The sequence below is a fragment of the Methyloversatilis discipulorum genome, from assembly GCF_000527135.1.
In the GTDB taxonomy this organism is placed as follows: domain Bacteria; phylum Pseudomonadota; class Gammaproteobacteria; order Burkholderiales; family Rhodocyclaceae; genus Methyloversatilis; species Methyloversatilis discipulorum.
This window is the reverse complement of record NZ_AZUP01000001.1, coordinates 200326-212423: the sequence shown is the minus strand read 5'-3', so window position 1 is coordinate 212423 and position 12098 is coordinate 200326. Positions and strand designations below refer to the sequence as shown.

Annotated in this window: 11 protein-coding genes; 4 read left to right on the top strand and 7 right to left on the bottom strand. The window is 65.7% G+C overall.

Going from position 1 to position 12098, the window contains the following annotated elements; translation table 11 throughout:
- Nucleotides 1–8: 8 nt before the first annotated feature.
- From METFAM1_RS0100980 to METFAM1_RS0100965, 4 genes are all read right to left on the bottom strand, one after another.
- Nucleotides 9–1241, bottom strand: coding sequence for an argininosuccinate synthase (locus METFAM1_RS0100980; protein WP_019917608.1), 1233 nt, complete (start codon nt 1239–1241; stop codon nt 9–11).
- Between the two features lie 31 nt (nt 1242–1272).
- Complete coding sequence (argF, locus tag METFAM1_RS0100975; RefSeq protein ID WP_019917606.1) at nt 1273–2196, bottom strand: ornithine carbamoyltransferase; 924 nt, start codon at nt 2194–2196, stop codon at nt 1273–1275.
- Between the two features lies 1 nt (nt 2197).
- Nucleotides 2198–3385 carry an aspartate aminotransferase family protein gene (locus METFAM1_RS0100970; RefSeq protein WP_019917605.1) on the bottom strand — a complete coding sequence of 396 codons (1188 nt, stop codon included), beginning with the start codon at nt 3383–3385 and terminating at the stop codon, nt 2198–2200.
- Between the two features lie 256 nt (nt 3386–3641).
- Nucleotides 3642–3788 carry a hypothetical protein gene (locus METFAM1_RS0100965; RefSeq protein ID WP_019917604.1) on the bottom strand — a complete coding sequence of 49 codons (147 nt, stop codon included), beginning with the start codon at nt 3786–3788 and terminating at the stop codon, nt 3642–3644.
- A 320-nt stretch (nt 3789–4108) separates the two neighbouring features.
- Here METFAM1_RS0100965 and METFAM1_RS0100960 point away from each other — a divergent pair, with 320 nt between their 5' ends.
- Nucleotides 4109–4489 carry a DUF3579 domain-containing protein gene (locus METFAM1_RS0100960; RefSeq protein ID WP_024300348.1) on the top strand — a complete coding sequence of 127 codons (381 nt, stop codon included), beginning with the start codon at nt 4109–4111 and terminating at the stop codon, nt 4487–4489.
- 184 nt (nt 4490–4673) lie between these two features.
- On the opposite strand, the gene rpsT is transcribed toward METFAM1_RS0100960, so the two are convergent.
- Nucleotides 4674–4946 (bottom strand): 30S ribosomal protein S20, encoded by a 273-nt coding sequence (gene rpsT / locus METFAM1_RS0100955; RefSeq protein WP_019917602.1) that lies wholly within the window; start codon nt 4944–4946, stop codon nt 4674–4676.
- 143 nt (nt 4947–5089) lie between these two features.
- Here rpsT and murJ point away from each other — a divergent pair, with 143 nt between their 5' ends.
- Both murJ and METFAM1_RS0100945 read left to right on the top strand, forming a co-directional pair.
- On the top strand, nt 5090–6628 hold the full coding sequence (gene murJ / locus METFAM1_RS0100950) for a murein biosynthesis integral membrane protein MurJ (RefSeq protein ID WP_019917601.1): 1539 nt from the start codon (nt 5090–5092) through the stop codon (nt 6626–6628).
- A gap of 16 nt (nt 6629–6644) precedes the next feature.
- Nucleotides 6645–7271 carry a YbhB/YbcL family Raf kinase inhibitor-like protein gene (locus tag METFAM1_RS0100945; protein ID WP_019917600.1) on the top strand — a complete coding sequence of 209 codons (627 nt, stop codon included), beginning with the start codon at nt 6645–6647 and terminating at the stop codon, nt 7269–7271.
- Between the two features lie 44 nt (nt 7272–7315).
- On the opposite strand, the gene METFAM1_RS0100940 is transcribed toward METFAM1_RS0100945, so the two are convergent.
- Both METFAM1_RS0100940 and METFAM1_RS0100935 read right to left on the bottom strand, forming a co-directional pair.
- Entirely contained in the window at nt 7316–8863 is a 1548-nt protein-coding gene (locus METFAM1_RS0100940; protein ID WP_019917599.1) for a glycoside hydrolase family 17 protein, read from the bottom strand.
- Between the two features lie 4 nt (nt 8864–8867).
- Nucleotides 8868–11441, bottom strand: a complete 2574-nt coding sequence (locus tag METFAM1_RS0100935; RefSeq protein ID WP_019917598.1) for a glycosyltransferase — start codon at nt 11439–11441, stop codon at nt 8868–8870.
- Nucleotides 11442–11639: 198 nt separating this feature from the next.
- Between METFAM1_RS0100935 and METFAM1_RS0100930 the strand changes: the two genes are divergently transcribed.
- Complete coding sequence (locus METFAM1_RS0100930) at nt 11640–12035, top strand: hypothetical protein (protein ID WP_232419614.1); 396 nt, start codon at nt 11640–11642, stop codon at nt 12033–12035.
- Nucleotides 12036–12098: the final 63 nt, after the last annotated feature.

Here is a 12098-nt window from a genome sequence, read left to right as displayed (position 1 = left end):
TGTAGTGATTACTTGCCGCGCTTGATCGCGGCGTTGGCGGCGATGCGCATGCGCAGTGCGTTGAGCTTGATGAAACCGGCCGCGTCCTTCTGGTCGTAGGCACCGGCGTCGTCCTCGAAGGTGGCGATGGTCGGGTCGAACAGCGAATCGCTCTTCGAATCGCGGGCGACGACGATGACGTTGCCCTTGTACAGCTTGAGCCGTACCCAGCCATTGACCGTCTGCTGCGTGTGGTCGATCAGCGCCTGCAGCGCACGGCGCTCCGGGCTCCACCAGTAGCCGGTGTAGATGATGCTGGCGTAGCGCGGCATCAGGTCGTCCTTCAGGTGGGCGACTTCGCGGTCCAGCGTGATCGACTCGATGGCGCGGTGGGCGCGCAGCAGGATGGTGCCGCCCGGGGTTTCGTAGCAGCCGCGCGACTTCATGCCGACGTAGCGGTTCTCGACCAGGTCGAGACGGCCGATGCCGTGCTTGCCGCCGATCTTGTTCAGCGTGGCCAGCAGCTCGTGCGCCGGCATGCGGGTGCCGTTGATGCTGACCAGGTCACCGCGCTCGAACTCGAGATCGAGGTATTCGGCGGCGTCCGGTGCCGCTTCCGGCGACACCGTCCAGCGCCACATCGACTCTTCGGCTTCGGCCGACGGATCTTCCAGGTGACGGCCTTCGTAGCTGATGTGCAGCAGGTTGGCGTCCATCGAATAGGGCGAGCCGCCTTGCTTGTGCTTCATCTCGATCGGGATGCCGTGGTTCTCGGCATAGGCCAGCAGCTTTTCGCGCGACAGCAGGTCCCACTCGCGCCACGGCGCGATCACCTTCACGTTCGGCATCAGCGCATAGGCGCCCAGTTCGAAGCGCACCTGGTCATTGCCCTTGCCGGTGGCGCCGTGCGAAATGGCGTCAGCGCCGGTTTCGCGTGCGATATCAACCAAGCGCTTGGCGATCAGCGGACGCGCGATCGAGGTGCCGAGCAGGTACTCGCCTTCATAGATCGTGTTGGCGCGGAACATCGGGAACACGAAATCTCGGACGAATTCCTCGCGCAGATCGTCGATGTAGATATTCTCCGGCTTGATGCCCAGCTTGATCGCCTTGGCGCGCGCCGGCTCCAGCTCCTCGCCCTGGCCGAGATCGGCGGTGAAGGTCACCACCTCGCACTGATACACATCCTGCAGCCACTTCAGGATGACCGAGGTGTCCAGGCCGCCCGAATAGGCGAGGACCACTTTCTTGATGTCGCTCATCGTTGCTCGTCTTTCAATAAGAGTCGTCGGTTCAGCTGCCGGACACGCGTCCGAGCAGCAGGAATTCCATCAGCGCCTTCTGCGCGTGCAGGCGGTTTTCTGCCTCGTCCCACACCACCGAGTGCGGGCCGTCGATCACGTCGGCCGACACTTCCTCACCGCGATGCGCCGGCAGGCAGTGCATGAACAGCGAATCGGCCTTGGCCACCTTCATCATGTCGGCATCGACCTGCCAGTCGGCGAAGGCGGCGCAGCGCGCCTCGTTCTCCGCTTCCCAGCCCATCGAGGTCCACACGTCGGTGGTGACCAGATCGGCGCCGCGCGCGGCGTCCATCGGGTCGGCGAAGCACTCGTGATGGCTGCCCGCCACGCCCACCTTGTCCGGCTCGACTTCGTAGCCGGGCGGCGTCGAAATGTTCAGCTTGAAATCGAAGATTTCGGCCGCCTGCATCCAGGTGTGGCACATGTTGTTCGAATCGCCGATCCACGCCACCGTGCGGCCACCGATGTCGCCGCGGTGCTCGATCCAGGTGTAGATGTCGGCCAGCACCTGGCAGGGGTGGTATTCGTTGGTCAGGCCGTTGATCACCGGCACCCGCGAATTGGCGGCAAAGCGCTCGATGATGGTCTGTTCGAAGGTGCGGATCATGACCACGTCGCACATGCGCGAAATGACCTGGGCCGCGTCCTCGACCGGCTCGCCGCGGCCGAGCTGGGAGTCGCGCGTGTTCAGGTAGATCGCGCTGCCGCCCATCTGGTGCATGCCGGCTTCGAAAGACAGGCGGGTGCGCGTGCTCTGTTTCTCGAAAATCATCACCAGCGTGCGGTCCTGCAGCGGCCAGTACTGTTCGTAGCGCTTGAACTTGTCCTTGATCCAGCGCGTGCGCGCAAACACGTAGTCGAGCTCTTCGCGCGAAAGATCCTTCAGTTGCAGAAAGTGTCTGGGTTCAGTCATTTCATGCGGCGAGCTGGGCGCCCGCGAGGAAGTTGCGGATGATCGGCGACAACCGGTCGACCAGCTCGCGGCTGTCGGCGTCGGTGTAGACCAGCGGCGGCACAAGCCGGATGGTGCTGTCGGCCGTGACGTTGATCAGCAGACCCGCTTCGAGTGCCTGCCCGACCAGCGCGCCGCAAGGGCGATCGAGTTCGATGCCTATCATCATGCCGGCACCGCGGATGTCCTTGACGCCCGCGACGTCCTTCAATGCGTCACGGAAGCCGGCGCGGATCGCGTCGCCCTGTCGCACCGCGTTGCCGCGCAGATCGTCACGCGCGACGACGTCGAGCGTGGTCAGCGCGGCGGCGCAGGCCAGCGGATTGCCGCCGAAGGTCGAACCGTGGTTGCCCGGCTTGAACACGCCGGCGGCCGGTCCGCGCGCCAGGCAGGCGCCGATCGGCACACCGGAACCCAGCCCCTTTGCCAGCGTCATCACGTCCGGTTCGATGCCGGCGTGCTGGAAGGCGAACCAGCTGCCGGTGCGACCGATGCCGCACTGCACCTCGTCGACCATGAACAGCCACTGATGCTGGTCGCACAGTTGCCGCAGTTCGCGCATGTAGGCCAGATCGGCGGCGTGGATACCACCCTCGCCCTGCACCGGCTCGAACAGCACGGCGACGATGTTGCGCGTGTGTTCGGCGATCGCGCGCACCGCGGCGATGTCGCTGAAGGGCACCCGGTGGAAACCCGGCGTCAGTGGCTCGAAGCCCGCCTGCACCTTGCGGTTGCCGGTCGCCGACAGCGTTGCCAGCGTGCGCCCGTGGAAGGCGTGCTCCATCACGATGATGCCCGGCAGTTCGACGCCACGCTGGTGGCCGTACAGACGGGCCAGCTTGATCGCCGCCTCGTTGGCTTCGCAACCGGAGTTGCAGAAGAACACCTCTTCCATGCCGGACAGTTCGGCCAGGCGGTCCGACAACTTCTCCTGCGCCAGCACGCGGTACAGATTGGAGCAATGGATCATTTCCGCCGCCTGCCGCGACACCGCCTGAACCAGATCGGGATGACCGTGGCCCAGCGTATTCACTGCAACACCGGCCATCGCGTCGAGGTACTCGCGACCGTTCTCGTCATACAGCCGTACGCCCTTGCCGTGGGTGAAGGCGACCGGCTGGCGGCCGTAGGTATTCATCAGATGCGTCATCGAAACAGCTCCGTGACCCTGCTGCCGCATCGACGGCGCGCCTGCTGGCGGCGTGATGCGGAAAACGAAAAAAGCACGGCGGCTCGCGCCGCCGTGCTTGATGAGAGAACGATTTTAGTTCAAAGCCCGCGCGCTGTGTAGCAGGCGCCGCTCATGTTGCGGCGCACATTGTCACCTCGCTCGGCAGACGACGCAGCAGCGTGGTCGCCCGCCCCCCAGCCCATGCCGGGCGGCGAAAATCCGTTGCGGCAGGGACTTAGCCGAGGCTGCGGGCGGCACCGGGCCCGATCTGCGGGTCTGGCACAAAGCGTGCTATCACCGAGCAGCCCATATAGATCTGTCGCAACTTGCGTTCGGCCTCTTCGGCACTCGCGCCGGGTATGGACAGGTTGTCGATCAGCACGCCGCCTCGCGTACGGATCCTGAAACCGAATCGGGCCATCTGAGCCCGAGGCGCCGGAGACGACACACTGCCAAGTACTTTGGACTGCCTGGATCTGAGGCTGGAATTGAGCATAAAGCGCCGTCTCCTCATAGGGATAGCGCGAGTATAGAAACAGAACATTAGCTTTACAACAGCTAAACCTTGTTTTTAAAGATAAAAAAGAGCCCTGTTTTACCTCTATAACTGAGCGAAGCACCACCCCGGCTGCAGCCGCACCACCTGCCATGTGCGACGCAGCCGGACCGAATACAGAACTGCCGGAGGCCACAGACCCGAACATGAGCGCGATTCCGCACGTACACGACAGCGACGCCGCAGCCCCTCTCCCGCCCGCCAACGACACCCTGGCGCGCAAACAGTTGGACGACCCGCGCCGCGCACGCAGCTTCACCATCATCGGCGCGACGAGCAAGGGCCGCACCTTCCGTCCCAGTGACTGGTCCGATCGCTTGTGCGGTGTCATGTCCTCGTTCGGCAGCCAGCGCAAGATGCGCTATTCGCCGTACGTGCGCCCCGGTTGCTGGATTACCGGCGAGAAGTGCGTGTTCGTCGATGCCCGCCTGTATGAACTCGAACCGCTCGCCTACAACTTCCTGATGCATTTCGCGCGCGACAACGATCTGCGCGTGGACTACGAAACCGGCGCCGCCGAGATCTGAATTTCGCAGCCGCCGTGGGGCCGGACGTATTGCGGACGCCGTCCGGAATACATCCGGATGGCTCGCGGATTCAGGGGGCGACAATGGTCACTCCATCCGCCTGCGACAATAAAAAAGCCGACCATCGGGTCGGCTTTTTTATTGCTGCGGCCTGTACGGCCGCGGGCGGGTCAGGCTGCGGAACTCAGGCCGCGGCGCCCATCGCCTTGATCGCACCGGACAGACGGCTCTTGTGACGAGCGGCCTTGTTCTTGTGGATGATGTTCTTGTCGGCGATGCTGTCGATCGTCGTCTGGGCCTGCACGAACACGGCTTGCGCAGCTGCCTTGTCGCCAGCCAGGATGGCCTTGCGAACGTTCTTGATGGCGGTGCGCAGCTCCGAGCGCTGGCTCATGTTGTGATCACGACGAACGTTCGCCTGACGGGCGCGCTTGCGTGCTTGTGCGGAATTGGCCATGTTCTTGCGGTTGGGTGTTCGGGAAAACGCGCGAGTATACGCACTATGGGTTGCCGGTGCAAGACCCCGTTCGGCGCATCGCGTGGCCGACAGCCCGCACGGCTCTGGTAAGGTGCGCGCTGTCCGTCCACATGCATCACCCGATGAATCTGCTCCGTGCCCTCGCGACCGTCAGCAGCATGACGCTGCTGTCGCGCATTCTCGGCTTCGTCCGCGACTTCTTCATCGCCCGGGCTTTCGGCGCCGGCGCCGCCACCGACGCCTTCTTCGTCGCCTTCCGTCTGCCCAACCTGCTGCGCCGCATGTTCGCCGAGGGCGCCTTCTCGCAGGCCTTTGTGCCGATACTGGGCGAATACCGCAACCGGCGCGGCGTCGATGACACACGGGCGCTGATCGACCACGTCGCCACCCTGCTCGCACTGGTGGTCGCGGTGGTCACGGTGATCGGCATCGTCGCCGCGCCGCTCATCATATATATATCCGCCCCCGGCTTTGCCGCCGACGCCGACAAGTTCGACCTGACGGTGACGCTCACCCGCATCACCTTTCCCTACATCCTGTTCATGTCGCTGGTGGCGATGGCCGGCGGCGTGCTGAACACCTTCAGCCGCTTCGCCATCCCCGCCTTCACGCCGGTACTGCTCAATGTGAGCTTCATCGGCATGAGCCTGTTCGCAGCGCCGTATTTCGATCCGCCGGTGCTGGCGCTGGCCTGGGCGGTGTTCATCGGCGGCGCGCTGCAGCTGGCGCTGCAGGTGCCGGCGCTGATGCGCATCGGCATGCTGCCGCGGGTGCGGCTCGACCTGAAGGACCCGGGCGTACGGCGCATCTTCAAACTGATGCTGCCGGCGATACTCGGCGTGTCGGTGTCGCAGATTTCGCTGCTGATCAACACCATCTTCGCCTCCTTCCTCGAGAGCGGTTCGGTGTCCTGGCTCTACTACGCCGACCGCCTGATGGAATTTCCGGCCGGCCTGCTCGGGGTGGCGCTCGGCACAATCCTGCTGCCGTCGCTGTCGCGCAGTCACGCCGACGGCAACGGCGGCGAATTTTCGGCGCTGCTCGACTGGGGCCTGCGGCTGACGCTGCTGCTGACGCTGCCGGCGGCGCTTGCGCTGGCTCTGCTGGCCACACCGCTGATCGCCACGCTGTTCCACCACGGGCAATTCACCGCGCACGACGTGCTGGCGACGCGCGAAGCACTGCTCGCCTACAGCGTCGGCCTGACCGGACTGATTCTGGTGAAGGTGCTCGCGCCCGGTTTCTATTCGCGGCAGGACATCCGCACGCCGGTCAAGATCGCGCTCGGCGTGCTGGTGCTGACCCAGTTGATGAACCTCGTTTTCATCGGCCCGCTGGCGCACGCCGGTCTTGCGCTGTCGATAGGCCTCGCGTCGCTGGTGAACGCCGGTTTCCTGTACCGCGGACTGCGCCGCATCGGCGCCTACACGCCGGCGCCAGGCTGGCGGAGCTTCTGGCTCAAGATGCTGTCTGCGCTTGCAGCGATGGGTGTGGTGCTGTACTTCAGCGCCCGGGTACCGGGCGACTGGCTGCAGATGGCCACGCTCAGCCGTATCCTGCACCTGTGCTGGCTGGTACCGGCCGGCGCCGGTGCCTATTTCGCGGTGCTGTTCGCACTGGGTTTCCGGCTGCGCGACTTTTCGCGTCGCGCGGCCTCCTGAACGAGGAGCTGACGAGATGAAACTGACAAGCAACACCTTCGCCGACGGTAGCCGCATCCCGGGCAACAACGCGTTCTGCATTCCTGACGGCAAGGGCCACGCGCAGCTGGGCGACAACCGCAATCCGCATCTGGCCTGGTCCGACCTGCCGGCCGGCACGCGTTCGCTGGTGCTGATCTGCCACGACCCCGACGTGCCGACACGGCCGGACGACGTGAACCAGGAAGGGCGCACCGTGCCGGCCTCGCTGCCGCGCTGCGACTTCACGCACTGGATACTGGTCGACCTCGCGCCGACCGGCGAAATCGCCGAGGGCGAGTTCTCGTCGGCAGTCACCGCCTGCGGCAAGCCCGGTCCGGCCGGCCCGCGCGGTACCCGTCAGGGCATCAACGACTACACGGCATGGTTCGCCAGCGACGCGCAGATGACTGGTGACTACCACGGCTACGATGGTCCCTGCCCGCCGTGGAACGACGAAATCGTCCATCACTACGTGTTCACGCTGTATGCGCTGGACGTCGAGCGTCTGCCGGCAGACGGCCGACTGACGCTGGATGTCGTGAAGCAGGCGATGCAGGGCCACGTGCTCGGCCAGGCCAGCCTGACCGGGCTGTACGCGCTGAACCCCTCAGTCCGCTGCTAGGGTGTCATTGAATCGCGGGCCGCGCGCGAATCGCGATTCAATGTCTACAGACCCTGGCGACGCCGAGCGAAGGCGGCCGCCAGCACGGCGGCCATCAGCGCCCAGCCCAGCGCCTGCGGATTGCGCCAGTCGAGCAACCAGGCGATGACACTGCCGACGACCGCGATCAGCGCAAAGACGCGCGCCTCGGGCAGCCGCGGCATCACGTCGAAACCCGCCCAGCGCGCGGCCAGACCGAACTGCACGGTCGGCAGCACGAACAGCAGGAAGGGGTAATCGCGGTAGCGTCCATCGACCGCGAGCAACAGGCCGCCGGTGGCCAGGCCGAACAGCAGCACACGCACGGCGACCGCCATCGCAGGTCGTGCACGACCGGTCATCACGAAGGGCAGCAGCGCCCACGCCAGGCTGCCCGCCAGCGCTACCGCGCCCATGGCCAGCCACTCTGCAGGATTGCGACAGGCGAGCAGCAGGTATTCCCACTGCAGCCATCCGATCAGTCCCGCCAGCGCCCCGGACAGCGCGTAAGCCGCGGCCGCACCGGAACGACGCACGCGCGCGGCGAGCACGATCAGCACGCCCAGCGCCAGCCCGACCGCGCCGGCGGTCAGCGGCGCGGCGCCGTCGTTGCGTTCGGCCAGCGCGCCATGCCAGCCGAACTTGGCATGACCGTGCGAATCCAGCACCCCCCAGTAACCGCCGACCGTGCCTTCGAGCAGGCGCTTCCACGGCTGGTCGTAGGCTTCGATCACGTTGTACTGCCAGCCGTGCGCCTGTGCCGCCAGCAGGAACTCGCGCAGATAGCGCGCCTGCTCGATCAGCCCCGGCCGCGCGCCGTCGCGCTGCTTGCCCAGACTGGGCCAGCCGGTCTCGCCGATCAGCAGCGGTTTACCCAGTTCAGCGGCCGTCCTGTCCATCACCGCCGTCACGTGCGTGATCGCGTCGTCGATCGCCCGCGGCTCGTCCTCCCAGTAAGGCAGGATGTGCACGGTCGCGAAATCGACGCTGTCGGCCAGCGTGCGGTGCTTGAGCCAGAACTCCCAGACGTCGGCGTAGGTCACCGGCACCTCGGTTTCGCGCTGGGCACGCTCGATGTAGCGGCGCATCGCATCCTCGGTCTGCTCGCGGCGCAGCAGCACCTCGTTGCCGACGATGAGGCCGCGCACCACGTCGCGGTGACGGTTGGCGAGCGCGATGGCCTGCGTCAGCTCGATGTCGTTCTTCTTCAGATCGCCGCCTATCCAGGCGCCCACCAGCACCTTCAGTCCGTGGCGCCCGGCCAGCTCGGGCACGGCGGAAAGCCCCTGATCGACCGAATACAGGCGCACGCAGTCGGTGATGCGCGCCAGCCGTGCGAGGTCGGCGTCGATGCGCTCGCGGCTCACCTGGAAATCGGGAATCAGCGGCGACTCGCCGGGCCGGTAATAGGGCGCATAGGACACGCACTGCAAACGGGCCTGGTCAGGCGGCACGTCGGCCAGCGCCTGTGGCTGGTTGGCACGCCAGATCCAGAACGCGATCAGCGCCAGCGCGACCAGATGCACCAGCGCATAGCGCGCCCAGCGCGGCGCGCGATTCAGCGGCTCCATCATCGCTTCACGCTGCCTGTGTCGCCGGCGCTGCCGGCAGCGGCTTCTCCGGCAGCTGGGCGATGAACTGGCAGGCCAGTGCGGCGATGTAGGGCAGCGACTGCAGGCCCAGCATGGTCACCCACAGCAGTACTTCGACGCTGTCGGTGCCACGCATGTAAAGCATGGCGCTGGCGGCGCCGATCAGCGACAGCAGCAGGTACATCTCCTCGCGTATCGGCTGGAAGAATTTGGCCAGACCGCCCTCCGCCTTGCCCTTGGCGGTGCGCAGGAAAACACCGCGCTTGTGCGTGATGCCGGCGATGATGCCGCGCGCGATCGCGTGCGACAGACCCAGGCTCACCAGCGACGCGCCGGCGATGTCGGCCCACGGACAGTCCATCGCGCGGCGGTACAGGATGGGCCCCATCGCCGCCTTGGCCACCAGCAGGCCGAGCACCGGTGCCAGCATGATAGTGACCGGCAGCGAGAACATCTTCGGCCAGATCAGCATGGCCGCCGTCCACCCGATGGCGCCCAGCGCGAACATGAACTGCAGCGCGTCGCCGAACCACGAGAACCAGCCGGTGATGAAGTGATAGCGCTGACCGGCGGTGAGCTTGCTCTTGCCGACCAGCGCCTTCCAGTGACCCTTCATGATCTGCATCGCACCGAAGGCCCAGCGGAAGCGCTGCGACTTCAGCGCCGCGAAACTCGACGGCGTCAGGCCGCGACCGAACACGCGGTCGATATAGCGCAGTTCGTCGCCGTTCTCGAGCAGGCGCAGGCCCAGTTCGGTGTCCTCGCAGATGCACCACTCCGACCAGTTGCCCGATTCCTCCAGCCGTGAGCGGCGCACCAGCGTCATCGTGCCGTGCTGGATCAGCGCGTTGCGTTCGTGGCGATGGTGCATGCCGATGCGGAAGAAGCCGTCGAACTCCCAGTTGCACATGCGCTTGAAGAAATGGCGCTCCCACTCGCGGTGCGCCTGCGGTGCCTGCACCACGGCCACCTTGGGATCGCGGAAATGCGGCACCAGCGCGCTGAGCCAGTCGGTGGTGACCACGTAGTCGGCATCGACCACGCCGACCACGGCGGTGCGCGGGTCGATCTGCTTCATCGCGAAATTCAGTGCGCCAGCCTTGAAGCCCGGCCACTGCGGCAGATGGAAGAAGCGGAAGCGCGGGCCCAGTTCGGCCATGCGCGCTTCGACCGGCTTCCACAGCGCCTCGTCCTTGGTGTTGTTGTCGACGACGATGACTTCGAAGTTCTGATAGTCCATCGCCGCCAGACTGTCGATGGTGGCGATCACCATCTCGGGTGGCTCGTTGCAGCAGGCCAGATGCACCGACACGAAGGGCTGCTGATCCGCCGGCAGCGGCTCGGCCGGCTTGTAGGCGCGACGCCAGCGCGGCTTGAAGAACACCTCGGCGAACTCGAAACCGTTGGTCAGCAGCACGCCGGCGGTCAGCACGACGCCGAACACCAGTCCGATCAGCGCCGTCAGATCACGCAAGGTGAAGTAGTAGTCCGCCGGCAGGCGCGCGGCAATGACGATGGCGGTGACGCAGGACTGAACCAGAATGCACATCCACACCTGGCCGCCCATGCTCATGCCGCGCTGCGCCAGACAGAGCAGCAGCATGGGTACCAGCGCGAACACGGTGGCGATCAGCGCGTCGTCTATCCAGCCGCTGTTCGGGTCCACGCTGCCTTCGAGCGGGAACTTCAGTTGGCGGTCGGCGTTGAACACGCCCCAGTAGGCACCGGCCCAGCCCTCGATGTCGATCTTCCAAGGCTGGTCGTAGGCTTCGATCAGGAAGTAGTCGAGGTTCTTGCACAGCGCGCGGTAGAGGAATTCGCGCACGAAGCGCGCCTGGTTCTCCTCCGACGCGACCGCCGCCTGGATGGTCGGCCCCTTGCTCGGCCAGCCGATTTCCGAGATCAGGATGGAGCGGCCAGGGAAGGCGTCCAGCAGCTCCTGGTAGCGCGCCATCGCGTAGTCGACCGCCTTGTCCACCGGCACGCCCTCGTGATACGGCAGCAGGTGGACGGCAAGAAAATCGACGTGGTCGGCCAGCTCCGGGTTTTTCAGCCAGACGTGCCAGGGTTCGGCGGTCGATACCGGCAGATCGGTCGCGTTGCGTACCTCGTCGAGATAGGCATACATCTCGGGGAAGGTCAGGTCGTCGCGCAGCAATACCTCGTTGCCGACAATGATGCGGTCGATGTTCTCGTGCAGCCGGGCGTCCGCCAGCACGGCACCGATCTCGCGCCGGTTCTTCACCTTGTCGCGGTCAAGCCAGGCGCCCGCGGTGACGCGCAGTTCGTTCTGCCCCGCCAGATCGGACACCTCGGGGTTCTCGGTCGAGTTATAGGTACGCACCCGGTGCGCGATGCCGCCGAGTTGCTTCATGTCCTGCTCGATCTCGGCGTAGCTTGGATACACGCCCTTGAGCGGCGTCTGGTCGCGCCGGTAGGGGCTATAGGAAAAACCGTCGATGTAGTCCAGCGGCTCGACCACGCTGACCGGACGGTTCATCACCGCCCACAGCGCGAAGTGCACCGCCGCCACGCCCCCTGCAATCAGCAGGGCGATCATGACGCGGGCAAGGGAAATCTGTCTTTTCATGCGAGATCGGTGTCGGTCGTCCGGCTGGGCCGGGCGCAGCGTTTCCGGTAAGGTGAGGACTGCAGCCGGTCACCGGATGACGGTGTCGATGCTGCAGCGCGGCGATGCTAACACAGCGAAAATCCATGGTTCGCACGTGACGGACAGTGCCTACAGATGAATACCCCAATGCCCACCTCTTCCCTTGCTACCGACCTGCGCCGACGCCTCGGCGTGCCACTCCTGATCGCACTGCTGGTCGCCGCCGCAGCCAGCGCCGGCCTGCGCTACGGCCTGATGGAATCCGACCTGCTGCATGGCCTGTGCGCCGGCGGTGCCGACGACTGGCGCTGCCTGGTGCGGCGCTTCGCGCCGCAGCTTTTCATGCACGAGCGCATCGGCGTTCTTGCGCTGGCCGCTGGCGTCCTGGCACTGCTGCTGCGCTACGCCTTCGTGGCGCGCCTCGCCGTCGTCGCGGGCGCTGCCGGCCTGGTGCTGTACAGCGCCGATTTCGCCGCCGTCGGCCTGCTTGCCGGATTGCTCGTGCTGCTGGCGCGCGCACCAGCCTCTGTAAACACTGCGTAAACACAATGTCCCGAATTGTCCGGATCGCCCACTGTGCGGGCGCGAGCCGCTAAGCTGAGGGGC